Here is a 24,541-nt window from a genome sequence, read left to right on the forward strand (position 1 = left end):
CTAGCCGCACATCTGCCCACCGCCTGCGGCCACTGCTCGACCAGGGAACTCCATCACCATGCTTCAGTACCTGACCTACTGCCAGCCCGATGGGCTGTTCTACGACAAGCCCGCTGTCAGCGAAGACTCCGCCACCGATGCCTTCGGCGCGGCCTTTGCCACCGTGCCGGAGCACTGGCGGCGCGAAACCAACGCTGACTGGACCGTCATGATGCCCCCGGCCGTGGACCTTCCCCTCCAGGGCTGGAAGATCCACGTCTCCGCCACCATGGAGAACGCCAGGGCGGTCCTGGAGGCCGTGTGGAACTACTGCGTCCCGCGCGAAGTGACCTTCAAGTACCTACGCGACACCCGGGTGATGTTCCGCCGCAACAACAAGTACGGCGACCGCAGCGCAAGCGGAAAGTTCATCACCGTCTACCCCCTCGACGACGAGCACCTGGCGACGCTGCTGCAGGAACTGGGCGACCTGCTTGACGGCAGCAAGGGCCCGTACATCCTCAGCGACCTGCGTTGGCGTGCCGGCTGCCCGCTGTACGTACGCTACGGCGGGTTCGTCGAGCGGACCGTCCGCAACGAGGCCGGCGCGCTGGTGCACTGCATCAGCGACCCCGACGGCAATCTCGTGCCCGACCACCGCGGCCCGGGTTTCCGACCGCCCGCCTGGGCACCGATGCCCGCATGCCTCACTGATTCCCTCGCCGCCCGCAACGCGGGCACACTGCGCGATTTCCCCTTCCGCGCCACCAGGGCACTGCACTTCTCCAACGGCGGCGGCGTGTACGAGGCGACCGACACCCGCGACGGCTCTACCGTGCTGCTCAAAGAAGCCCGCCCGCTGGCCGGCCTGGACGACACCGGCGCGGACGCTGTGGCGCGACTGGAGCGCGAGCACTGGGCGCTGGAGCGCCTCGCCGGCCTGCCCCGCACCCCCCGCCTCATCGATTACCGCATCGGCAGCGAGCACTACTTCCTGACGCGCGAATACGTGGCGGGCAGCGGGCTGTTCAAGGAGATGGAAAAGCGCAACCCGCTGCTCAACCAAGACCTACCGGCTGACGAGGCCACCCCCTACGCGCGGTGGGCCCTGCGCATCCTGGACGAGATCGAAGCCGGCGTACAGGAGATGCATGAACGCGGCGTCGTCTTCGGAGACCTGCATCCGAGCAACGTGCTGGTCCGCGATGACGACAGCATCGCATTCATCGATTACGAAGCGAGCAGCGAGGCGCGGGCCGACGCTCGGCAGTCCATCGGCGCACCCGGCTTCCGCGCCCCCACCGACTACTGCGGACCTGCCGTCGACCGCTACGCCCTGGGCTGCCTGCGCCTGGCACTGTTCGTACCGATGACAGTCATGTTCCCTTGGTCGACACGGAAAATCGACCAGCTCATCGATGTCGCCCGCCGCCACTTCCCCTGCCCGAAGACTTCGCCGACCGCGTCTGGGACGACCTCGGCCCCGGTGTCCGCCGGAAGAGCTCAGCCTCTGCATCCGCCCTGCCCCCGCAGCAGCCCTGGACTCCGTCACGTCTGCCGGCTGTGCGCCGTTCGATCGCCGACGGCATCGTGGCCTGCGCCACCCCAGACCGTAAGGACCGTCTCTACCCCGGTGACATCCAGCAGTTTCTCGTACCCCAGGGCGGCGTGACCTTCGCGTACGGTGCGGCGGGCGTGCTGTGGGCACTGGCTGAGGCCGGTACGCAGGCCCCGGCCGAGCACACCGGCTGGCTGCTGCGGGCCGCCAGCAACCTCAACGAGCCTCGGCCGGGCTTCCATGACGGCCTGGCCGGCATCGCGTACGCCCTGGACCGCCTCGGCCGTACAGAGCAGGCACGCGAACTGCTTGGCCGAATATCCGGCACGGATCTCGACGCGGCCGACGCCACCTTCCACAGCGGATTGCCCGGCATCGGCCTCACTCTGCTGCATTTCGCCACCCGCACCGGTGACCAGACGCTGCTGGACAAAGCCGTCGGCATCGCCGACCGTCTCGTCGACCAGGACGGCCCGGCCACGTCCGGACGGCCCCGGCCCGGCTTGCTGCACGGCCGCGCGGGCGCTGCCCTCCTCCTGCTGCGCCTGTACGAGAAGACGAGGGACGACAAGCAACTGCACCACGCCGTGGAGGCGCTGCGGCGTGACCTCGCCGACATCGGTCACCCGGGCCGGCCCTCCGGCGATGATGCGCCCTGGCGCTCACCGTTGCTCGCTGCGGGCAGCGCAGGCTTGGGCATGGTTCTGCACGACGTCCTCGGCCACCGGTCCGATCCTGAGCTTGCAGCGGCCCGTGACGCGATCCGCCGCGTGCTGCAGCCGCGCTTCACGCAGCACGTCGGCCTCTTTCACGGCCGGGCCGGTACGGCCCTCGCCCTCGCGCACATGCGCAACGGCGACCCGGAGACCGACGCCGCACTGATGCGGCACACAAGCGCCTTCTCGTGGCACTCCCACATGCTCGACGGACACCTCACCTTCCTCGGCGACCAGTCGTTGCGGCTGTCCGCCGACCTCGCCACCGGCGCCGCCGGCGTCCTGCTCGCCACCTGCGCAGTGCAGGCGGACGGGACTGCGGGCCTGCCCTTCTTCCGCCCGACCAGGGAGTGCTGACATGGCGCGGCCCTCCTCACCCCTGGTGACGGTGATCTGTCCCACCTACAACCGTTCCGACGCCATTGTGCGCACCCTCGCCTCGGTCCGGAACCAGTCGGTGACCGACTGGGAGCTCCTGGTCATGTCGGATGGCTGCACGGACGACACGGAGGACTGGGTGCGCGCCGCGGCGAGCGAGGACGGGCGTATCCGCCTCGTGGGCACCGCGCGGTACGGGCATCCCAGCGGTCCTCGCAACGAGGGCCTCGCCCAGGCGCGGGGCGAGTACATCGCCTACATCGATCACGACGACGTGTGGCGCGAGAACCACCTCGACGTGGTGCTCTCCCTCTTCGAGGAGGGTGGCGAGATCGTCGCGACCGGTTTCCGGTGCCGCAACCGGCAAGGCGAGGTGACCTCATCCTCCGACGCGTTCGGGCTGTGCTGGCACCCCGAACTACAGCTGTTCGGTCCCATATTCGAGCCGTCGCGCGTGGCCCACCGCAGCGGGCTGGCCGAGCGGGTCGGTGGCTGGCGGGTCGGCTACGGCCTGGAAGACTGGGACCTGTGGCTCCGCCTGGCCGACGCCGGCGCCATCTTCACCACAGCGCAGGACCGCACCACCGAGCTCTTCGACGACCCCGGCACCCGCCGCTTCGCCACGCCGTTGCGGCATCGGATGCCGGTGGCAGCCTTCGACGATCCGCGCCGGGCCCACGCCGTCCTGGCGGAACTGCGGGACGAACGACACGAGGCTGCCTTCCGCGCCGCGGCGGAAGCGGACACGCGCGCCTGGATCGCTCGATTGCGTACGACCGATCAGTTCACTATGCCGAGAGGCTGGGACGGCGACCTCGACGCGGCCATCACGAAGGCTGCGGCCAAGGCGCCGCCACCGTGGCCCGACCTGGTGCTCGTCCCGGACAGCGGCCGCTACCTAGTGGCACAGCGACTGTGGTGCTCCACCGCCGAACACGCCGAACGCATCACGGAACTGACGCGGCGCACCCAGCGTGAGCAGTTCGCACTAGTGGAAGCCATCGTGCGCACGTCGGGTGGAACCGCCGCCGTGCCTTCGGGAAGCGGCGCGCGGTGAAGGCCCTCGTCCTGGCCGGCGGCACCGGCAGCCGACTACGGCCCATCACCCACACCGCCGCCAAGCAACTCGTTCCGGTCGCCAACAAACCGGTGCTGTTCTACGCCATCGAGTCGATCGTGGAAGCGGGCATCACCGACATCGGTGTGATCGTCGGCGACACCGCCGCCGAGATTCGTGCCGCACTCGGCGACGGGACGCGTTTCGGCGCCCGTGTCACATACCTGCACCAGGAACGCCCCCTAGGGCTGGCGCACGCCGTTTCGGTGGCCCGCGATTGGCTGGGGGAGGACGACTTCGTGATGTACCTCGGCGACAACTTCATCGTCGGCGGGATCACCGGCTTCGTCGAAAGCTTCCGCAAGCGGCGCCCGACCGCAGGTTTGCTTCTGACGATGGTGGACAACCCCGGCGCCTTCGGAGTCGCCGAACTCAGCCCGGACGGCGAGGTGGTGCGGCTGGAGGAGAAGCCGAGCGCACCCCGCAGCAACCTGGCTCTCGTAGGGGTGTACTTCTTCACCAGCACCGTGCACACCGCCGTGGCCGGCCTCAATCCTTCGGCACGCGGCGAACTGGAGATCACCGAAGCAATCCAAAGACTGATCGACGAGGGGCGGACCGTCCGCGCCACAACGATCACCGGCTACTGGAAGGACACCGGCAACGTCCACGACATGCTGGAGGTCAACCGTTCGGTGCTGGAGATGCTGGAGCAGGCCGTCGAGGGCGAGGCCGACGAGACCAGCCACATCGTCGGCAGGGTCCGTATCGAGCGCGGCGCACGCGTCGAGCGGTCCCGCATCGTGGGCCCCGCGATCATCGGCGCCGGTACAGTCGTCCGCGACTCCCGGGTCGGCCCCTTCACCTCGATTGACGAAGACTGCACGATCGACCGGAGCGAAGTGGAATCGTCGATCATCCTGCAGGGTGCCAGCATCGTGCGGGCAGGGCGGATCGAGGACTCCCTCATCGGCCGGTCCGTGCGGATCACGGGTTCAGACGAGGCACCCCACGGACACCGTCTGGTCCTCGGCGACCACAGTCAGATCCGTATCGCTGCCTGAACTTTTGCCTACGCCATGCCCCTGCGCAATACCCGGAAGACCTCGATGAGACTGCTTGTTACCGGTGGTGCCGGATTCATCGGCTCCCACTTCGTCCACGGGCTGCTGGCCGACCCGGCTGGCCTCGCTACCGTCACGGTCCTGGACGCTTTGACCTACGCCGGCAATCGCGCCAACCTTCCCGGGCCAGGGCAGGAACCACGCCTTGAGTTCATTCACGGCGACATCCGTAACGCGACACTCGTCCGGCAGTTGATGGCCCGACACGACGCCGTCGTGCACTTCGCCGCCGAGTCGCACGTCGACCGGTCCATCCTTGACGGCACCGAGTTCGTCTCCACCAATGTCCTGGGCACTCAGACACTGTTGGAAGCGGCGCTGCGAGCCGGTATCAGCCCTTTTGTGCAGGTATCCACTGACGAGGTGTACGGCTCGATCGCTGCCGGGTCGTGGACCGAGGAACAGCCTCTCGCCCCTAGCTCCCCTTATTCGGCATCCAAGGCGGCGGCCGATCTGATGGCACTGGCCTATCACCGTACTCACGGCCTGGACGTACGGATCACCCGCTGCTCCAACAACTACGGACCCCGTCAGTACCCGGAGAAGCTAATTCCCCTCTTCACCAGCCGTATCCTCGACGGGCAGACCGTGCCCCTCTACGGCGGCGGGGGCCACGTCCGCGACTGGCTGCACGTTGAAGACCACTGCCGTGCCATTCGCCTCGTCCTCGATGGTGGGCGGCCGGGCGAGGTCTACAACATCGGCGGCGGCACAGAACTCACCAACATAGAACTCACCGGTCGGCTTCTGGCTGCCTGCGGCGCCCACTGGGACAGCGTGGAACACGTCCCGGACCGCAGGGGCCACGACTCGCGCTACTCCGTCGACTGGTCGAAGATCCACCACGAGCTCGGCTACACGCCTGAGCGCTCCTTCGACGAAGGGCTCGCCGAAACGGTCGCTTGGTACCGGAACCACCGCTCGTGGTGGCAGCCGACGGGCGAGGCGCGCGCATGAGCGGTTGGCTGATCACTGGCGCGGGTGGCCTGCTCGGAACCGAGTTGTGCACCCTGCTGCCCGCGCACTCCACGACCGCCCTCAGCCGCGAGGTGCTGGACATCACCGATGCAACCGCGACCGCCGACGCCATCGCCCTGCTGCGCCCGTCCGTAGTCGTCAACTGTGCCGCCTGGACCGATGTCGACAGCGCCGAAGCACACGAATCCGTGGCCCGAGCTGTCAACGCCACTGCGGTGCGTGGCCTCGCCCGAGCCTGCAGGCGCGGGCGCATCCGGCTGCTGCACATCTCCACCGACTACGTCTTCGACGGCACCGGCCACACTCCCTACGCCGAAGGTGACCAACCGGATCCTTGCACCGCCTACGGCCGCACCAAACTGGTCGGCGAGCGGGAGGCACTCGCCGAACATCCCGACGGCACCACCATCATCAGGACTGCATGGCTCTACGGCTCCGGCGGCCGTAACTTCGTGCACACCATGACCGAGCGGGCTCGAAAAGACGAACCCGTGACGGTCGTCGACGACCAGCACGGTCAACCCACCTGGGGCCGGGACGTTGCCGAACGCCTGCGGACCCTCGGGACGGGCCCGGCCCGCCCCGGAATCTTCCACGCAACCGCGGGCGGCCACACCACCTGGTATGAACTGGCCCGTGAGGTGTACCAGCTGACGGGCGCCGACCCCGCGCTTGTGACGCCCACCTGCAGCGCCGCCCTGAACCGACCGGCGCCCCGCCCTGCCTGGAGTGTCCTCGGCCACGAGGGCTGGCATGCGACCGGTCTCGATCCGCTGCGGCACTGGCGTGCCGCGCTGCACGACGCCTTCCGTACCGTCCCCGGCTTCCGCAGCCCCGTCCATACCCCGATCGGTCCAAGGAGCCCGGCATGCGTCCGCTGAGCATCGACGGAGCATGGCTCCACGAACCCGTCATCCACCGCGACGACCGTGGAGCGTTTCACGAGTGGTTCCGCGCACCGGACTTCCTCACCGCCACGGGATCCCCCTGGAACTCGCCCAGGCCAACTGTTCCGTCTCCCGCCGTGGCGCCCTGCGCGGCATCCATTTCGCGGACGTACCACCAGGTCAGGCCAAGTACGTCACGTGCCTGCGCGGGGCTGTCCTGGATGTCGTCATCGATGTCCGCATCGGGTCGCCCACCTTCGGCCGGCACGAGACCATACGCCTCGATGACGCCTCGCGGCGCGCGGTCTACCTGTCGCCGGGCCTCGGCCACGCCTTCCTGGCCCTGACAGACGACGCTACCATCGTCTACCTCTGTTCCACGGGCTACCAGCCCGAGCGGGAGCACGGAGTGCACCCGCTGGACCCGGCCCTGAACATCGCCTGGCCCGACGACCTGGACACCCCCGTGCTGTTGTCCGCCAAGGACGCGGCAGCGCCCACACTGGAGGAAGCGCGCCGGGCAGGCATCCTGCCCCTGTTCACGGCTTGCCGGGCCATGGCGGGGCAGCTGCGGCGGGCAGGTAGGTTCTGAGGTGAGGACGCTCTGGCTCTCGGAGGGAGCCTTGTTGGTGTGAGGAGAGGCGGCTGGCCTGGACACGGCCGGGTACGCGCCCGCAAACCTGACGGATACGGCGTCCGAGCAATGGTCCCGCCAGCGCAGCGAGCACACGGGGCGTCAGGACCGATCCCGTGATCGCTGAGCAGATCACCAACGCGGCGTGCTGGGCCAGCCCGTCGACAGCCCCGGCCACTCCGGGCCGCAAGGCCAAGACCACCCAAGGCTGATCCCACGGTGGGGAACAGCCGCCGCTGCTCCCCGCCCCTACTTCTCTCTTCAGGAACGCCTCTCGTGCCCGCTGCTGTCCTGCGCTGGCTCCTTGCCCAGCTCGGCCCCGACACCGACACCACCGACCTCACCGCCCGCTACGAGCGCCTGCATTCCGCGCGCGCTGTCGCCCTCGAAGTGCTGCAGACCTCCCGCCAATGCCACCGCCTTCGAACGCACCATCGTCCAGCTCGCCGACGAGCCCGCCCCCGACGACCCCACGGTCGCCGACCCGGACCAGCTGAGCGCCATGCAGTTGTGCCCGCGCCGCCGCCAGTGACCGGACACGGTCCCAGACAAACTGCTTCCTGGCGGAGGTCGTTTCGCTCGGCGGCAGTTTGGGGCTGCGCGTCGTCGGTGCCCGTGGCGGTCGGCTTGCCGGCCCAGCCGCGGTGGACGGCCATGAGCTGGTCCGTGGTGCCGTTCTTGTCCCGGTAGACGATGGCTGCCGCTGAGGTGGTTGGGCAGCTTCTGGTCCCGGGCCCACCCGGTGCCGGAGGAGTAGGTATTCCCCACAGGCTTTCGGTCCCGGGCCCGCGGTACCTGACGAATCTGTGTTCTGACGGGTCACACATCCCTCAAGACCCTTTAGCTTCGACTAATAGGACTCCGTTAGGTCTGTCTCGGTCTTGGTGCCGTGTGTGTCCTGTTGGGTAGGGGTTGATGGCAGGTGGTGCAGATGCCGGTCCAGCACCTCAGGAGATTCTGGAGGGTGTCGAGGACCTGGTAGAGGGTGCGCCCGGTGCGGGCACTTTTGGGGCCAGGCGCTGTTCGGTGAGGAAGGCATGGGCGGCGGTCACGAGGGTGACGTGGTGGTGCCAGCCCGGCCAGGAGCGGCCTTCGAAGTGGTCCAGGCCCAGGCCGTGCTTGAGTTCGCGATAGTCGTGCTCGATGCGCCAGCGGACCTTGGCCAGACGTACCAGGTTGGCGATCGGGGTGTCGGCCGGCAGGTTGGACAGCCAGTAATTGGCCGGCGCCTCGGCATCGGCGGGCCACTCGATCAGCAGCCAGCAGTCGGGCAGGATCCCGTCCCACCAGCCATGTTCGGCCGAGGCCGCGGCCTTGACCGGACGCTCGACAGCCTTGCCGGCCGGGCGGACGCGCACGGCGGCGAAGCGGGAACGCAACTCTCCTCGGGAGCCGCCTCGCCAGGTGAGAGGGGCGAACGCCTCCTGCCCGAGGCCGACGGCCAGGGCAGCCACCGATGGTGCGGCCTGCCGGTACCGCGGCTGGGGCCAGCATCCGACCGGCCCGTTGCGCGCCGGGGCGACAGGCTCTGCCTCGAAGGGATGGGCGCTCGCATCCGAGCGGATGGCCAGGACGTAGGCCAGCCCACGCTCGGACAGCGCCGTCCGCAGGCGGGCGTTGGTGCCGTAGGCGGCGTCGGCCACCACGACCGGGGGCCTCATGCCCCAGTGGGCCAGCGTGTCGAGCATGTCCAGAGCCAGCCGCCACTTCTCGCGGTGCGTGACCTCGGGCGGAACGCGGGTGATGGCCCGGCGGCCGGTGTCCGACGCCCACTCCTCGGGCAGGAACAGCCGCCACTGCAGCGGGCAGGAAGCCGTGTCGGTCGCGGCATGGACGCTGACCGCGACCTGGCAGTTCGCCCGTTTGCCCAACGCTCCGCAGTACAGCGGAGCCACGGCGACCGACATCTGTCCGTCTTTGGGTACCGACACGTCGTCGATCACCCAGGCCGTCGGGTTGATGAGCGGCAGCGTCCGCTCGACGATCCGCCGCTGCACCGGCACCGGATCCCACGTCGACTGGTTCACGAACTGCTGCAAGTTCTGCTCGTTGCCGTCCGGCAGGCGCGCGGCCATCGCCTGGATCGATTTGCGGCGGCCGTCCAGCATGAGTCCCCGCAGGTAACAGTCGCCTTTGGCACGCTGGTCCTTGCGCGGCACCGACGCGAACACATCAGCCACGTACAACGCCAACGTGGCCCGGACACGTTTCACTTCAGGTGCATCCACACACCCAACATGCTCGTGATCAGCGCTGATAGGAAGACCTAACGGAGTCCTACTAAGCGATGTCCCGTAAATGATCTCCGGGTGGCCTCGGGCATGGTTGGTTGGCCGCTGTGTGGCCCGCTCGCTTATCCGGCGAGGGCGAGGTTGTGCATCCGGGCGATGCCGAGCATGGCGTGGTGGACCCCGTCGCCTTTGAGGCGGCAGTCGCGGAGGATCTTCCAGGTCTTCATGCGGGCGAAGGCGTGCTCGACGCGGGCTCGGACCTGCTTGTGGGACTTGTTGTGTTTCTCTTTCCAGTCCGGGAGTCCGGCCTGGCCGCGCTCGCGGCGGTGCGGGATGAGAAGTCCGGTGCCCGGGTAGCCGCCGTCGGCGATCGTGAGAGTCTTGCCGACGGCGGCCTTGGCGCCGGACTCCTCCCATGCCTTGCAGTCGTTGCGGTTTCCGGTGAGTGGCCGGCCGACCACGACGACCAGGCGGGTGTCGGCGTCGATGACGACCTGGTGGTTGGTGGAGTACCGGTAGTTCTTCGACCGTTCGGCGATGGTGTGGTCGCGGGTGGGGACCAGGGTGCCGTCCACAATGAGCACGGTGTCCTTGGCGAACCTTTTGCGGGGCTGAAGTGCCAGCATCGGCCCGAGGTGGTCAATGATGCGGTCCGCCGCCGACTTGGAGACCCCGAACAGCGGGGCGGGTTGCCGCATGGTCAGGTTCGTGCGCCAGTACGCCGCGACCAGGAGTGACCGGTCTTCCAGCGGAAGGCTCCACGGCCGGCCCTTGCGGACGGCGTCCGCACCCTGGCGCCGCAGAACGGTCACCAGCTTCCCGAACTGCCTCGGGCTAAGCCCGCTGAACGGGGCTATCCAGGACGGCTCCGACGCCGTGATCACACCAGCCACGGCGAGATCGTCCCATCTTGATCACGCCGTGGGGCCACCAGCCTCTGACGGGACACATCTCGGTCGCCCAGACGGATTCGGCATGAGAGCCTCACGCCCGTGGCTACTGAAACCGAGGTGGGAGAGCTGTTGCACCAGCGCGGCTGGCGGACGGCATTCACGGTCGCTGAAAGGGTGAACGCGTGGGCTGCCTTGGTGAGCGCCATCGAGCGCGGCTACGGCGACGACATCTACGAGTACACCAACGACCTCTACTGCCGAAACTGGCTGCACGAGGCGTGGCTCCTGCTGGACGAACCCGTCGTCCAGCTCTGGACCCCGCAGGTCAAAGCTCTGGACGACCGGTACAAGGCCGTGACCAGCGACGACGACGGCCAAGCACTCGATCAGTTCCACAGGCTGCCCGGCCCCGACCTGTGGTGGTGGCGGCGCCACCCCTGGATCCTCACCGGAGACCTCGGGCGTTCGCTTCGCTCGGCCGGCGCCGTCGGCGCCGACCCGGACACGATATGACCCTCAGCCTCGTGGGATTACGGGACAGCGCTTAGTTGAGATCAATCCTGAAGCGGTGGCGGGCGTAGAGTCGGAGCCGACAGGGCTCTGACGTTCAGAAGGCGGGGCCACCGGACCGATGCGTATCGCGGTCATTCTCGATGTGTCCGGTATCCCGGCGGCTCCCGCCCCAGCACTGATCATCCGCACGCATCCATGCGAGCCGAGAGCCCTCATGGGCAAGAGCGGCGATTCCGAGAGGGTCGTCCCCGGTGCCGAAGGCCGTATATCCCGATAGCTATATCTCTTGGATGACGACGCCACTTGCAAACGAACACGCACTAACCCTCGTTCGCAGCATCAAAAATTCGCACCGACATCGGACTTATATCGTCACTTGCAGCCTCGACGCGAAATCCTGCAGAAGCGAGGATGCGCATCATCGCTTCCTGCATACTCATGCGCACGGCTCCGAAATGTTGGACCGATCGCGCCCGGGAGTCTCCCTTTGCGCACTTTCAATTGCGGAACGAGTTAGGGTTGGGTGGGGTTTCCAAGTCACATAAACCCCTCCTGCCGCATCGTCACCAAGGTCAACTACTACTTCCGCCCCTGGTGGCCCCTTCGCATCTTCATGCAGGAAGGAGGTGATCCCAGCCAGCTCCAACTCATGAAGTACCCGACTGGCCACCTCTTTCCTCTTGACTAGAACATCACCAGAAATTTGGTCATACTCAGACACCTTTGACCCCTCTCCGGGTAATTACCGATCACGCTTCTTTGAGGGGTCTGGCTGACGCATCCAACATCCCACCAGACCCCCCGAGTTGAGGTTCTGAGCCTACCTTGCAACCTTGCGAATGTACCCCTCAAGCATTTCCTGGGATACATCTCTCATAACCCTATCACCCTCCGGCCAAAGGACAGAGTAGCTGATGGGCGTACCCGGCTTAAGGGCATCTTCGAGCATGGGCGCACACACTCCGCAGGGTTGGCGTTCACTGTAAAATGCCGTGATTTGCATCGGCTTGAAATTCCGAGCCGCCAACTTATCCAGGATATCATTCTCCGAGTGATATCCGTTACCCTTGCTGAATCCGACCACGATGTCGCCAGTCTTGGGGTCGTTCCACCCTGGCACTTTCGCGGCTGCAACATTTCGCAAAACGCCTACTCCGCTCGCGATTCTGCCCCGGTAGGCCGCGTGACTGAGTCCATCGCTGTTGTAGGCAATGATTCCTTCACAGGCGTTCCCTGATTGGTAAGCAGCGAATGCGGCTACGCGGAAGCGCCTGGTGCAGGTCTTGAGCAGGTTGTCGACAGCCTTGATCCCGGTGCCCAGGAGGACTTCCTCCGAGACACCGAGCGCGCGTAGCCCCTTCCATGCATCCATGAACCCGATGCCGGTCTTGGCCGACGCGTCGAGGGCTCGGATGCCGTCGGCGATGGCGGCAAGTGGCTTGCCGACGGGCGCGAACATAGCCGCGGCCCAGGCGCAGCTGGACGTGCTGCCATGAAGGCATCTAACGAAGTCACCGAGGATGACTTCGTAGAGGACGGTGCCCAGCACGTCGCCGAAGAGGTTTTGCCAGCCCAGGCGGAGGATGTCGGTGCCACTGAAGTGATGGCTCCACTGGCTGGTCTGGTTCTTGAATGTTTGCCTGTCAAGGTAGCGCCAGGCATTCTTGGGACAACCCTCGGCAGTGGCCAGGGCGCTGGTGTCCGTGCACAGGTAGAAGTCGGCAACAACGTCCATGTGCAGCGTGTAGGTGGCATTGCAGCCGACCAGGGGTGCATTGGCCGGGCACTCGCCGACCTGGTCGGCACTGATGAGCTTGGACGCGCTCTCATCGATGACATAGAACACGCCACCAACACCGGTACCGGCTCCTGTGGAGACCTGCTGGTTGGCTTGCTTCCGTCCGGCCTCGTCTGCGGCCTTTTGGGCGCTCTCCGCGTAGCTCTTGGCTTCCTTGGCTGCTTCTTCGGCGGCGGTGGCGTCGGCGTCCGCGCGGTTGGCGGCTTCACGGGCTTCGTGGGCGGCCTGTTCCGCCGCGTCGGCGGCCTTGCGTGCCGCTTCGGCATCGAGGGCTGCCTCGTCGGCGGAAGCGCGGGCGTCCTTGGCGTAACCCTCGGCCCTCCCTGCGGCCGCGTCGGCCGCGGCCGCGTCCTCCGTGGCCTGCCGGTCGTACTCGATGGTCCGGGCCAGCGATTGCGCGGCCTTGGACGCCGCCACGGCGGCATCCGCGGCGTAACCGAGCGCCTCATTGGCATAACCACGGGCCTCTGATGCGTAGCCAGCAGCATTCGCGGCGCTCTGCGAGGCAGCCTTCGCGTCCGCGGCAGCCTTGTCGGCGAGGGCCTGGGCGAGTGCTGCTTCCTTCTTCGCGTTCTTGGCGTGCGCCTCGGCCACCGCGAGCTGCTGCTCGGATGCCTTCGACACCCTGAGGTCCACCGCCGCCCGGCCCGCGACTACGAGGCGCTGCCGGCCAGCGCGGCATCGATGATCCTCTGGTCGATGGCCAACGTCATGACCGCGGCTGGCCGGAACCACCGCACCGACCTGGCGCACCCCGGCAAACGGTGCGCGCCATGCGTGACCTGCTGGCCAGGATCGATGCACGCCGGGCGAACGCACATGAGGAGGCCGACTGCCTGCGCGAGCCGATCACTCAGCTCACCGAGCAGTTGTCCGCACCGAACGGCAGATGGAACGGCCCGACATCACACGCCCGATCTGCTGGAACTCGCCGCAGACAGCGATCCCGGCTCTTTGGAGACGCTGCACTCCGACCACCAGCAGATCCTCGCCGTGTTCGAGGACACCGAGCAGGGCCTGCACACCAAGGAGGACTGCGAGGCACTGGGGGCCAGGTCCGATAACCACCGCGTCGAAAACGCCCGGGCCAAGCTCAAGCACCTCTCTGCTGGAGCGTCCTGACCGCCAGGGACTGTGGCGGGTGCTGGCCCAGTGTCGTGCGCCGCTTCCTCTTCCGAGCGGGGGTGGTTGCATGGAGGGCTTGATCATGTTGGCAGCCGCATGCGACACGTCGGGCGGGGCGGTGTCAGTGGGGTGTGCTTGGCTCTCCAGCACACCCAGTTGTGCTGGGGCGGTGACGCAAGCAGTGGAGGGGTTGGGGTTCCATGGGTGCGGAAGACGTGCCGGACGAGTCGTTGTGGGGGAAGTCGCGGGGGCTGGATCCGCAGTTGCCGCCCTATCCGCTGGTGCGGCATCTGCTGGACGCGGCGGCCATGGCGTTGCACCTGTGGGACGTGTACCTGTCGGTGAACCAACGGCGCAGTATCGCGGCTGGGCTGGACGCGGGCGACGACGAGGCGGCAGCGCGGGCGGCAGTGGCTCTGTGTGCCGGGCTGCACGATCTGGGCAAGCTGTCCGGCTTCCAGTTCTGTTCCCGGCACGGGCGTGAGCACCTTGATCCGGTGTTCTGCGAGGACGTCGGTGCGATGACGTCGGCCCGGATGGGGCATGACGTGGCCGGCTTGAAGGCGGCCGAGGACGCCTTGGCCGCCCTGGGCTTCGATACGCAGGACGAGTACGGCGCTGCGGCGCGGATCGCGGAGATCATCGGTGGTCATCACGGCCGGTTCCACCGCCCCGATGACACCGGGGGCGACGACCCTTTTCTGGGGACCGGCGTGTGGCAGCGGCAGCGGGTGGCCCATGTGCGGGCGGTGCACTGTCTGCTGGGAGCGCCGGAGGAGCCGAAGTCCTTCGATGCGGCCCCGGCCGTGCTGGTGACGGGGGTGGTGATTCTGGCGGACTGGCTGGTCAGCCAGGCGGACTATCTGCGGCGTCGGCAGCAGAGCCTGGAGGCATCGCTGGAGGAGCACTTCGTGCAGTCCTGTGCGGATGCGGCCGGGCTGCTGGACCAGGCCGGACTGACGCCGGTGAGGCTGTCCCGGCGGGGCTTTTCGGAGGCGTACGGGATCGCCGGGGAGCCCAACCCGTTGCAGCGATCCGTCATGGAAGAGCTGCCCGGCGCGGTGGGAGGTGGCGGGCGGGGCGGAATTCTGCTGATCACTGCGGCTCCAGGGGACGGCAAGAGCGAGGCGGCTTTGGAAGCCGAGCGCGTGTTGTCGGCCGCGTTCGGGACCCGGGGGCTGGCTTTCCTGCTGCCGACGATGGCGACGAGCGACCAGATGTACGGGCGGGTGGCGGGTGCGCTGCGTCGGCAGGCAGGGGCGGCGCCGGGCTGACGCTCGTGCACAGCATGGCCTGGCTCAACGACGCCTACAGCGACGAGGATCTGGCCGCGGGGGCGCCGGTGGTGACCTGTGACGGCGACGAGCGGGCCGCGGGGCGGGAGCGTGCGAAGGCGGACATGCGGCCGCGGCAGTGGCTGCGGGGGGCGAAGCGCCCGCTGCTGGCCCAGTTCACGGTGGGCACGGTGGATCAGGCGCTGATGGCGGTGCTTCCGGTCCGGCACAACGCTCTGCGGCTGCTGGCGCTGTCGAACAAGACGTTCATCGTGGACGAGGCGCATGCCTACGACCCTTATATGCAGGTGCTGTTGGCGCGGCTGCTGAACTGGCTGGGGGCCTATGGGGTTCCGGTCGTGTTGCTGTCGGCGACTCTGCCCGCCTCCGTGAGTGATCGGCTGATCAAGGAGTATCTGCGGGGTGCCGGCCACCGCACGGATCGCCGAGCGGCGCTTTCCTTCCCGGCGCCATACCCGGGTTGGCTGTACGTCGATGCCGCCGGGGCGCCAGGTGCCGGGTCCTCGCGGGCCACGGCGATCTCGAAAGAGGCCATGGGGGCGCAGGCCGTTGAGCGGTGCATGGCGCTGCGGGTGCAGATCGAGCCGGTCACCCACGGGCCGACGCGGTGCGCGGCGCGCCGCCGGCTGACGGTGATCGAGCGACTGCTGGCCCCGGTCGCCGAAGGACAGAGCGGTGTCGCCCTGGTGGTCTGCAATACAGTGGCCGACGCCCAGGAGACCTATCAAGCGTTGCGGGCACGCTTCGATGACCGCTCCCACCAGGACGGGGGTGACGTCCAGCTCCTGCACGCCCGTTTTCCCGGGGAGGTGCGGGAGCGGCGCACCGCGTCGGTCACCGGCGGGCTGGGGCGCACCGGGCCGCGGCCGATGTGCCGGATCGTCGTGGCCACCCAGGTGGTCGAGCAGTCGCTGGACCTGGATGCCGACCTGGTGATCAGCGATCTGGCACCGCTGGCGCTGTTGTTGCAGCGGGCCGGGCGGTGCTGGCGGCACGAGAACTGGTGGGCCCGCCACGCGCGGGCCGACGGACCCGGTCGCCCGGCCTGGGCCAGGGAACCGGCACTGGTGGTCCTGGATCCGCTGGCCGGGGGCGGTAGCGTGCCGCGGCACTGGGGCGAGGTGTACACGGAACACCTTCTGGCGACGACGTCCGCGGCCGTCGCTGCGCTGGACGGGCGTACCGTCGCGGTTCCCGGCGAGGTGCAGGCGCTGGTGGAGTCCGTGCACGGTACGGCCGCGGAGCCCGTCGACTGGGAGGCTCTTGATGCCCGGCGCCGTACGGCCTGGAGCGCGCATCGCGGCAAGGAGCTGGCCGAGCGCGGGCAGGCGGGCCTGGTGACCATTCCCCGGGCGCAGCAGGTGGGCGGGCTGCATGCGCTGCACAGCCTGCCCGGTGAGGAGGACGAGTGGGAGGCCGCCACCCGGCTGGGTGCCGCATCGGTGCGGCTGCTGTGCGCGTACCTGCATCCGGACGGCCGCACGACCCTCGACCTCGATGGCCAGGAGCCGCTTCCTGCGGCTGGCCCCGACGACGCTGCGGTCACGGTGGCTGCGGTGCGTGCCGTGATGCGCCGCACCGTGCCGGTGCGCGGGACCTGGTTTTCGGGGGAGGACCGTGAGCGGCTCGCGCCGCCCGGCGCGTGGGGGCAGCATCCGCTGCTCAGCGAGGTTCTGGTCCTGCGCCAGGCGGTGGTGGCGGGAGCGCCGCAGCCGGTGGCGGTGGGCGGCAAGAGGCTTCACCTGGACGAGGACCTGGGGCTGGTACGGCAGTAGGCAGCGTCGGCTGTGTGGTGCGCACCCCCACGGTGGCGGGGAGAGAGCCCCGGAGGGGACCGGTCCGCGCTCGTTCAGCGGAGCACCCCCACGGTGGTGAGGAACGGTGATGCGAGGACGCGGGCTGGGCATCGTCCGACTGCACCATACGTCGCGGCCGACGCGGCGCGCAGCGTGGGCACTTATCAGCACCGGCCTCCACCGGGCAGCGGTCGGCTCGTTCCCCGACCGGTCCGCCGCGGACACCATTTCCACGGGCCCACCCCTCTTGAACTCCCCGGTCTTTCAGCTTGATTGTGCTGCGGACGATCACCGGGTCTGGTTCACTCGGCCGTGGGGCCCGGCCCCGAACGCCCGTTGTCAGTGGCGGGTGCTTGGATGTGCAACACGTCGCGGCAGCCATGCCGTTGATGACGGCGTGCCCTGGTCCGGGGTGTGCTGTGCTGCGTTTCGCTGGTGAGAGGTGATGGCGGTGGGTGGGGGGTTCGATCTGCGGGACGAGCTGTGGATTCCGGTGCGCTTAGCAGACGGTGCGCCGCTGCGGCTGGGGCTGCGTGGGGTCTTCAAGCGGGCGCACGAGATCACCGACCTGGAGTTGCCGGTGGCGCCGGCCGCGGCGGGTCTGCTGCGCATTCTGGCTGCGGTGACGGCCCGGGTTGCGGGCGAGCACGGGGTCACGCTCGGCGATCCGGGGCCGGCGGAGAACATTCAGGACTGGCTGCGGCTGCGACGCAATGTCCTGCGCCACGGCAGGTTCGAGCCCGATGCGGTGGATGCCTATCTCGATGAGGCGGTGCCGTCGGGCCGGTTCGACCTTTTCGATGCCGCGCGGCCGTTCCTGCAGGATCCGCGGCTGGCGACGGAGTGCGTCACGGCGAAGGGCGAGCCGAATCCGTCGGGGGTCAACAAGCTTGTCTTCGGGCGTCCGACCGGCGTCAACGGCGCGGTCCTGTTCGGGCACTTCACCGACGCCGCGCCGGCGCCGGTTCCCGCGGCCGAGGCCGCCTGGCATCTGATCGCGCAGCTGTTCTTCGGCCCGTCGGGCCAGTGCACCCCCGGCGCATCACCGACCAGCGCACCGGCAGCACCGACGCGGCCCCTTTGCGCAAGTCCGTGTCGTACTTCCCGTGGGGGCCCGAGCTGTTCACCACGCTGGTGCTGGCCGTGCCCCGCCCCGATACGGCCCCGGACGAAGGAGGGCAGGATGCGTGTCCGTGGGAGGAGGACCTCCGCTCTCCGCTGGCGCCGCTTGAGCCCTTGACCTGGCCGGGGCGGCTGCTGACCGGCCGGTTTCGGCACGCTGCCCTCCTGGTGCCGTCCGAGGACCACCGCGCGGTCACCGACGCCTACCTCACCTGGGCCACCCACGAACGGCCACACCGGGTGCGCGACCCGTACCAGATTCTGGACCGGCGCGCGGACGGTGACTTCCAGCCCCGGGAGGCGGACGGGGCCCGGGCGCTGTGGCGCGATGTGGACTCGCTGCTGCTGAAGACCAGCCGCACCGACGCTCAGCGCCCGCCCTGCCTGGAGGAGCTGCCCAAGGCCCTGCGGCCGGCTTTGCGGGTGCGGGCGTACGGCTTCGACCAGGACGGTCAGCAAAAGGACAGCGTCTGGTTCCAGGCGACGACTCCTCCGGTGCTGCAGTGGCAGGAGGAGAACGACCGGTCCATGGCCCACCACATCGCCCGCTGCCACGAGGCGGCCGAGCGCACCGGGAAACGGCTGGAGCTTGCCGCCATGGTCGGCTGGAAGCTGTCAGCCGACTCGGCCGCGGACGCCTCGCCGACGGCCAGGGTCCGCCTCGATCGCCGCAAGCCCGGACCGTGGGCGTCCGCGGCGCTGCACCGGTTCTGGCCGGCTGCCGAGGACACGTTCTGGCGCCTGGCCGTTCCGGAGCAGGCCGGGGCGGAGGTCGTGCGGCCCTTCGTGGAGGCGGCGTTGACCGCGCTCGATGCGGCCATCGGCGGGGTCAGCAGGGCCGACATCCGCGTGGCCCGGGCCCGCAGCCGGGCCCGCGGCCTGCTGCTGGCGCTCCTGCGCCCGGCCACGACCATGGCCGACTGACCCGGCCCATCCGCACCGTTCTTCGCTCCACCACCTCTCACCCCTGGAGGGAAGTGCCATGAGCAGTACATCCCCCGCGCCCGCGGCGCGGCCGAGCCAGCAGCGTGCCTCCGACCGGTTCATCGCCTACGTCCAACAGCTGTGCGCCTCCAACCGCACGCGCGCCGAGCTGCGCCGCGGGCTCGGCCTGCCCGTCGACCGCTGCAACTATCTCCACCGCTACCTGGTGCCCTTCCTCGCCGCTGCCCACGGCGAGCAGGCTCTCCGCGGGCAGCGGCGCGCGTACTACGCGGTGGCCGCCCTCATCGCGGCCCGCCCCCGTTCCGTACGCGACGCCGAGCCGGCGGGCTGGCATCAGGGGCGGCCGCCGGAGAACTGGTTCGCGCGCGCGAACCTGGGCGCCTGCCTGGGATATGCCGCGGCCGCGGGCGCCCTGAAGGCCCGGTCGGCCGAGGGCGTCCTGCACCTGATGTGCCGGCAGAGCGCCGAGAGCATCCACCCCGGGCTGCCGGCGCTCACCCGGCAGCTGGCCAACGGGGGCGTGGCGGTGGACTGGGCTGTGCTGCTGGAGGACCTCGCCCGCTGGGACCGCGACCGGGACCGCATCGCCACCCGCTGGCTGGAGAGCTATTTCCGGGTCCTGCACGCCGAAGACCCGGCCAGCCTGACCGTACCGAACGCACTCAACGACAGCACCGAGGAGAACGAGTCATGAGCCTCTACCTGGATCTCAGCGTCCTGCAGTCGGTCCCGGTCGCCAACCTCAACCGGGACGACCTGGGCTCGCCCAAGCAGGTCAGGTACGGCAACGCCCCCGCATCCGGGTTTCCAGCCAGTCATGGAAGCGGGTGATCCGCGACGGCGTGGAGAGGGACCTCGGCGAGAAGGCCGTGCGGACCCGGATGGTGCCCGTCAAGGTCCGTCAGGCGCTGGAGGCCGCGGGCTGGCCGCAGCCGCTGGCGGAGTTCGCGGGAGAGCAGGTGGTCGCCAGCGTCGGGAAGAAGGGCATCGGCACGGAGAAGGAGGGGCACACCTCCGTGCTGCTGTTCGTGCCCGCTGCGGCGATCGAGGACCTGGCCGCGGTGTGCTCAGATCACCGTGCGGCGCTGGAGAAGGGCCAGACGGCCAAGAAGCCGGGACGGCTGCTGCCCGCGGAGCGGCTCGAGGACATCCTCAAGCAGCGCACCTCGTCCATCAGCCTGCTCGGCCGCATGCTGGCGGAGGTGCCCGGCGCCAACGTCGACGGGGCGGCGCAGGTCGCCCATGCCTTCACCACGCACGCCGCCGAGCCCCAGCGCGACTACTTCACCGCCGTCGACGACTGGACCGGCGAGACGGAAACCGGCAGCGGCCACCTGGACACCGCGGAGTTCAGCGCCGGGGTCTTCTACCGCTACGCCACCGTCAACGTCACCGACCTGGTCAAGAACCTGGAAGGCGACGCCCAGGCGGCCCGTACCGTGCTGCAGTCCTTCGTCGAGCATTTCCTGTTCTCCCTGCCCCAGGCCAAGCGCACCAGCACCGCCCCGCACACCCTGCCCGACCTGGCCTACCTCGCCGTGCGCGAGCACCGTCCCATCTCGCTGGCCGCCGCCTTCGAAACCCCCGTGACCGCCGATGGCCGCGGCGGGTTCTCCCCCGTCTCCCGCACCGCGCTGGCCTCCTACACCACGCAGATCAACCGGCTGACCGGCCAGCGCCGCCGCCGCTTCCACGGCCACACCACCATCGCCCCCCACGAGCAGCTGGCCGGGATCGGTGACGCCCTCGACTCCTTCGACCAGCTCACCCAAGCCGCGGTGGACAGCGCCCTTCCCGCCACCGGGCAGCCGGCATGAGCGCACTGATCCTGCGCCTGGCCGGACCCTTGCAGTCCTGGGGAGAACGCTCCGCGTTCGCCCCGGTGCGCGACACGGCGCCGTTTCCCACCCGCTCCGCCCTGACCGGCATGTTCGCCGCCGCCGAAGGCATCAGCCGCGACGACACCGGCGCCCTGGAACGCTTCCGGCCGCTGCGGTTCACCATCCGCATCGACCGGCCCGGCACCCCGCTGATCGACTACCACACCGCCGGCGGCGGCCGGCCCACCTCCCGTACGGCGGCCACCAGCGGCGGCAGCAACAAGGGCGCCGCCGTCATCACCCGCCGCCACTACCTGGCCGACGCGGTGTTCGTCGTCGCGGTCTCCGGGCCCGAGCCCACCATCGACCGCCTGGCCCGCGCCCTGCGCCGCCCCTGCTGGGCCCCCTACCTCGGCCGCCGCTCCTGCGTGCCCGACGAGCCGCTCCTGCTGCACGCCCGCGCCGCCGACCCCGAGGCCGAACTGCTCACCCGTGTCCCGCTCAGCCGCACCCCCAGCCGGCCAACCCCGATACCGCCACCACCCTCGCCGTCCCGTTCCTCTACGAACACCCGCCCACCGACGGGCAGCCCGGCGCCGAGGCCGACACCGTCAGCGTCAACGACATCCCGCTCAGCTTCTCCCCCAGGCCCGCGCCTACGGCTCGCGCACCCTGCACCGCACCACCGAACAGCTCCCCGCCGCCCTCGCCGGCCCCCGGCACACCCTGCTCCCCCGACTGATCGACTACGCCCGGGATCACGCATGACCGACCACCCCCTGCTCGCGCGCATCCGGCTCAACCCCCACAGCCGCGACGTCCAGCGCGATTTGCGCGACGCCACCGAAATGCACCGCACCGCCATGCGCCTGGTCCCGGACCATCTCGGCCAAAGCGCCCGCCACCAGGCCGGCCTCCTCTACCGCGTCGACGAGAGCGACACCGCCAGCACCCTGCTCGTCCAGGCCCGCCACCTCGACCTCACCCGCCTCCGCGACGGCTACGGACACGGCGAGGTCAAAAGCCTCGCCCCCATGTTCCAGGCGCTGCGCGAAGGCGTCACCGTCCGCTACCGCATCGTCGTCAACCCCTCCAAACGCGAACTCCTGCCGAAGTCCGCCGGCAGCAAACGCGGCCGCATCATCCCCCTCGCCGGAGCCGACGCTGACCAGTGGTGGACCCGCCGCGCCGCCGACGCCGGCCTCCACCTGAACACCCTCATCCCCACCCCGCTGCAGCCCGTGCGCCCGCACGGCAAAGACGCGTCCTCCATGCGCCACAGCCTTCTGCGCTACGACGGCACCGCCACCATCACCGACCCCACCGCCCTCACCCACGCCCTGACCACCGGCATCGGCCGAGCCAAACCCTACGGCGCCGGCCTCCTCAGCCTCGCCCCCGCCACCACCCGATGAGCACACCCCGCAAAGGCGGCGACGCCCGCAGACGGCTCGCCGCCCCCACCCTGGCCATGCTGCCGCGCGTCGCCGACTCCCTGTCCTTCCTGTACCTGGACATGGTCCGCGTCGTCCAGGACGACACCGGTGTCTGCGCGCAGATTCAGGCCGGTGACCGCACCGACCTCGTCTATCTCCCCACCGCCGCCCTTTCCTGCCTCCTCCTCGGCCCCGGCGTCTCCATCACCACACCCGCCCTGACCACCCTCGCCCGCCACGGCACCACCGTCGTGTGCGTCGGCGCGGCAGGCGTTCGCACGTACGCCGGCATCCTGCCCGACTCCCTGACCACTCACTGGCTCGAACTCCAGACCACAGCCTGGGCCGACCCCGACCGCCGCCTGCACATCGCCCGCCGCATGTACGAGATGCGCTTTGCCGACGCCGACCTGCCCACCACCGTCGACCTCGACCAACTGCGCGGCATGGAGGGACAGCGCATGAAGGCCCTCTACAAGATCCTCGCCCAGCAGCACGGCATCGGGCGCTTCCGCCGCAACTACCACCCCGACCAATGGGACACCCAGGACCCTGTCAACCTCGCCCTGTCCGCCGCCAACAGCTGCCTCTACGGCATCGTGCACGCCGCCCTGCTCGCTCTCGGCCTCTCCCCTGCCCTCGGCTTCGTCCACGCCGGCACCCAGCACGCCTTCGTCTACGACATCGCCGACCTCTACAAAGCCGAAACCACCCTTCCCCTGGCCTTCGCCCTGCACCAGTCGCCCCACCCGGAGCAGGAAGCCCGCCGCCGCTTTCGCGACAACCTCCGCCTACTGCGCCTGCTGCCCCGCATCGTCCGCGATACCCAGCACCTCCTCACCCCAAAAGCCAACACCGCTACCGACCACAGCGAACGCCACGACGTCGACATGGTCCACCTCTGGGACCCCAAAAAGGGCATCCTGCCCGCCGGAGTCAACTACGCCGGCGGCGACCGCTGATGCCTTCCCTGCTCGTCATCGCCACCACAGCCGTCCCCGACCACCTCCGAGGCGCCCTCAGCCGCTGGACCAGCGAAGTCGTCCCAGGCATCTTCGTCGGCGCCGTATCCGCCCGCGTCCGCGACCAACTCTGGCAAGCCGTCACCGAAACCGTCGGAGACGGCGCCGCCCTCCTCGTCCACCCTGCCGACACCGAACAGGGCTACGCCCTCCGCACCGCAGGCACCCGCCGCCGCGCCCCCATCGACTTCGACGGCCTCACTCTCATCCGCATGACCGGCACACACAAGGCAAAGAACGAGCAAAGCCTTCCTTGAGTCGCAGGTCAGGAAGGGTCCTCCCCGCAGGCGCGGGGGTGTTCCGGTGTGCGCCTGGTGCGGCGGCGCCATCCGGCAGTCCTCCCCGCAGGCGCGGGGGTGTTCCGACCTCGATGCCCTCTTCGCCATGCGACCGGGAGTCCTCCCCGCAGGCGCGGGGGTGTTCCGCGGTAGGCCCTTACATCAAGGCCGGGCGCAAGGTCCTCCCCGCAGGCGCGGGGGTGTTCCGTTCCCCCCGATTCGCTCGCTGCCCGCGGCGTGGTCCTCCCCGCAGGCGCGGGGGTGTTCCGCCATCCGAACAGAGAAGCCCCGCTACGACGGCGTCCTCCCCGCAGGCGCGGGGGTGTTCCAGCCGCAGACTCGGGTAACCCCCTAGCCGTCATGTCCTCCCCGCAGGCGCGGGGGTGTTCCGCTGGCGTTCGAGGCGACCAGGGGCGCCGTGATGTCCTCCCCGCAGGCGCGGGGGTGTTCCGATGGAGGCCGACGAGAACCGGCGCGTCCAGCGGTCCTCCCCGCAGGCGCGGGGGTGTTCCGGCGGGGTCGACCAGGGTGAAGGTAGCCAGCAGGTCCTCCCCGCAGGCGCGGGGGTGTTCCGGAGACCGGCGAACTCGACTGGCAGCCCAAGGCGTCCTCCCCGCAGGCGCGGGGGTGTTCCGCTGACCGTCCAGGTCTTCAACGACCAGAAGACGTCCTCCCCGCAGGCGCGGGGGTGTTCCGGCTCTCGCCGCCAGCATCCTGACGATCCCGGAGTCCTCCCCGCAGGCGCGGGGGTGTTCCGGCGTGGGTGACCAGCTCGATGAGGACCTGCCGGTCCTCCCCGCAGGCGCGGGGGTGTTCCGCCGACGACGCAGCCACGGTGCCCACCGTCGGCGTCCTCCCCGCAGGCGCGGGGGTGTTCCGGCTGTTGGTGGACGGCAGGACGGCCTCGTCAAGTCCTCCCCGCAGGCGCGGGGGTGTTCCGGTGTGGTAGATCGTCC

General features: G+C 69.3%; 19 protein-coding genes, 3 pseudogenes and 1 CRISPR repeat array (1 of these 23 only partly in view). Of the genes and pseudogenes, 19 read left to right on the forward strand and 3 right to left on the reverse strand.

The genetic code is table 11. From position 1 onward, the window contains the following. Positions 1 to 58: 58 nt before the first annotated feature. The 8 genes and pseudogenes from lanKC (at position 59) to ACEXOX_RS08000 (ending at position 7,843) form a co-directional block, all read left to right on the forward strand. Positions 59 to 1,651 (forward strand): class III lanthionine synthetase LanKC, encoded by a 1,593-nt coding sequence (gene lanKC / locus ACEXOX_RS07965; RefSeq protein ID WP_406519717.1) that lies wholly within the window; start codon positions 59 to 61, stop codon positions 1,649 to 1,651. Then, positions 1,648 to 2,610 (forward strand): lanthionine synthetase C family protein, encoded by a 963-nt coding sequence (locus ACEXOX_RS07970; protein WP_406519718.1) that lies wholly within the window; start codon positions 1,648 to 1,650, stop codon positions 2,608 to 2,610. Before lanKC ends, ACEXOX_RS07970 begins: the two co-directional genes overlap by 4 nt. 1 nt (position 2,611) lies before the next feature. Further along, positions 2,612 to 3,688 (forward strand): glycosyltransferase family 2 protein, encoded by a 1,077-nt coding sequence (locus tag ACEXOX_RS07975; protein ID WP_406519719.1) that lies wholly within the window; start codon positions 2,612 to 2,614, stop codon positions 3,686 to 3,688. Further along, a complete protein-coding gene (locus ACEXOX_RS07980; RefSeq protein ID WP_406519720.1) occupies positions 3,685 to 4,752 on the forward strand; it encodes a glucose-1-phosphate thymidylyltransferase in 1,068 nt (355 codons plus the stop codon). Before ACEXOX_RS07975 ends, ACEXOX_RS07980 begins: the two co-directional genes overlap by 4 nt. 45 nt (positions 4,753 to 4,797) lie before the next feature. Continuing rightward, a complete protein-coding gene (gene rfbB / locus ACEXOX_RS07985) occupies positions 4,798 to 5,769 on the forward strand; it encodes a dTDP-glucose 4,6-dehydratase (RefSeq protein WP_406526262.1) in 972 nt (323 codons plus the stop codon). After that, positions 5,766 to 6,671: a dTDP-4-dehydrorhamnose reductase gene (gene rfbD, locus ACEXOX_RS07990; RefSeq protein WP_398749938.1), complete on the forward strand. Its 906-nt coding sequence runs from the start codon at positions 5,766 to 5,768 to the stop codon at positions 6,669 to 6,671. Before rfbB ends, rfbD begins: the two co-directional genes overlap by 4 nt. Continuing rightward, positions 6,659 to 7,269, forward strand: a pseudogene (locus ACEXOX_RS07995) (dTDP-4-dehydrorhamnose 3,5-epimerase family protein). Before rfbD ends, ACEXOX_RS07995 begins: the two are co-directional and overlap by 13 nt. A 346-nt stretch (positions 7,270 to 7,615) precedes the next feature. Further along, entirely contained in the window at positions 7,616 to 7,843 is a 228-nt protein-coding gene (locus tag ACEXOX_RS08000) for a hypothetical protein (RefSeq protein ID WP_406519721.1), read from the forward strand. Positions 7,844 to 8,258: 415 nt separating this feature from the next. Here ACEXOX_RS08000 and ACEXOX_RS08005 read toward each other — a convergent pair whose 3' ends face one another. Both ACEXOX_RS08005 and ACEXOX_RS08010 read right to left on the reverse strand, forming a co-directional pair. Further along, the gene (locus tag ACEXOX_RS08005) at positions 8,259 to 9,539 is read right to left on the reverse strand and encodes an IS701 family transposase (protein ID WP_406519722.1); all 1,281 of its coding nucleotides are present in this window, start codon (positions 9,537 to 9,539) and stop codon (positions 8,259 to 8,261) included. Between the two features lie 125 nt (positions 9,540 to 9,664). Continuing rightward, entirely contained in the window at positions 9,665 to 10,435 is a 771-nt protein-coding gene (locus ACEXOX_RS08010; RefSeq protein WP_406519723.1) for a transposase, read from the reverse strand. Positions 10,436 to 10,534: 99 nt separating this feature from the next. On the opposite strand from ACEXOX_RS08010, the gene ACEXOX_RS08015 reads away from it, so the two are divergent. Then, positions 10,535 to 10,948, forward strand: coding sequence for a hypothetical protein (locus ACEXOX_RS08015; RefSeq protein WP_406519724.1), 414 nt, complete (start codon positions 10,535 to 10,537; stop codon positions 10,946 to 10,948). 820 nt (positions 10,949 to 11,768) lie between these two features. Here the strand turns inward: ACEXOX_RS08015 and ACEXOX_RS08020 are convergent. Further along, a complete protein-coding gene (locus ACEXOX_RS08020) occupies positions 11,769 to 13,370 on the reverse strand; it encodes a nucleic acid/nucleotide deaminase domain-containing protein (protein ID WP_406519725.1) in 1,602 nt (533 codons plus the stop codon). Positions 13,371 to 13,700: 330 nt separating this feature from the next. On the opposite strand from ACEXOX_RS08020, the gene ACEXOX_RS08025 reads away from it, so the two are divergent. The 10 genes and pseudogenes from ACEXOX_RS08025 (at position 13,701) to cas2e (ending at position 23,564) form a co-directional block, all read left to right on the forward strand. Then, on the forward strand, positions 13,701 to 13,868 hold the full coding sequence (locus ACEXOX_RS08025) for a hypothetical protein (RefSeq protein WP_406519726.1): 168 nt from the start codon (positions 13,701 to 13,703) through the stop codon (positions 13,866 to 13,868). A gap of 203 nt (positions 13,869 to 14,071) precedes the next feature. Next, entirely contained in the window at positions 14,072 to 15,145 is a 1,074-nt protein-coding gene (locus tag ACEXOX_RS08030) for a CRISPR-associated endonuclease Cas3'' (protein WP_406519727.1), read from the forward strand. Between the two features lie 14 nt (positions 15,146 to 15,159). After that, entirely contained in the window at positions 15,160 to 16,941 is a 1,782-nt protein-coding gene (gene cas3 / locus ACEXOX_RS08035; protein ID WP_406519728.1) for a CRISPR-associated helicase Cas3', read from the forward strand. Positions 16,942 to 17,407: 466 nt separating this feature from the next. Beyond that, a pseudogene (locus tag ACEXOX_RS08040) lies at positions 17,408 to 17,944 on the forward strand (type I-E CRISPR-associated protein Cse1/CasA); the annotation flags it as partial. Positions 17,945 to 18,054: 110 nt separating this feature from the next. After that, positions 18,055 to 19,008 carry a type I-E CRISPR-associated protein Cse1/CasA gene (gene casA / locus ACEXOX_RS08045; protein ID WP_406519729.1) on the forward strand — a complete coding sequence of 318 codons (954 nt, stop codon included), beginning with the start codon at positions 18,055 to 18,057 and terminating at the stop codon, positions 19,006 to 19,008. A gap of 58 nt (positions 19,009 to 19,066) precedes the next feature. Next, the gene (gene casB, locus ACEXOX_RS08050; protein ID WP_406519730.1) at positions 19,067 to 19,723 is read left to right on the forward strand and encodes a type I-E CRISPR-associated protein Cse2/CasB; all 657 of its coding nucleotides are present in this window, start codon (positions 19,067 to 19,069) and stop codon (positions 19,721 to 19,723) included. Further along, a pseudogene (cas7e, locus tag ACEXOX_RS08055) lies at positions 19,720 to 20,846 on the forward strand (type I-E CRISPR-associated protein Cas7/Cse4/CasC). Before casB ends, cas7e begins: the two are co-directional and overlap by 4 nt. Further along, positions 20,843 to 22,264: a type I-E CRISPR-associated protein Cas5/CasD gene (cas5e, locus tag ACEXOX_RS08060; protein ID WP_406519731.1), complete on the forward strand. Its 1,422-nt coding sequence runs from the start codon at positions 20,843 to 20,845 to the stop codon at positions 22,262 to 22,264. The pseudogene cas7e and the gene cas5e overlap by 4 nt, the downstream one beginning before the upstream one ends. Positions 22,265 to 22,320: 56 nt before the next feature. Next, positions 22,321 to 23,247 carry a type I-E CRISPR-associated endonuclease Cas1e gene (gene cas1e, locus ACEXOX_RS08065; RefSeq protein WP_406526263.1) on the forward strand — a complete coding sequence of 309 codons (927 nt, stop codon included), beginning with the start codon at positions 22,321 to 22,323 and terminating at the stop codon, positions 23,245 to 23,247. Next, entirely contained in the window at positions 23,247 to 23,564 is a 318-nt protein-coding gene (gene cas2e / locus ACEXOX_RS08070; RefSeq protein ID WP_406519732.1) for a type I-E CRISPR-associated endoribonuclease Cas2e, read from the forward strand. Before cas1e ends, cas2e begins: the two co-directional genes overlap by 1 nt. 17 nt (positions 23,565 to 23,581) lie before the next feature. Next, positions 23,582 to 24,541: direct repeats of the CRISPR family, unit length 29 nt; unit sequence GTCCTCCCCGCAGGCGCGGGGGTGTTCCG (it continues 1,751 nt past the right edge of the window).

This window comes from Streptomyces sp. Ac-502 (genome assembly GCF_045222935.1).
In the GTDB taxonomy this organism is placed as follows: Bacteria; Actinomycetota; Actinomycetes; order Streptomycetales; family Streptomycetaceae; genus Streptomyces; species Streptomyces monomycini.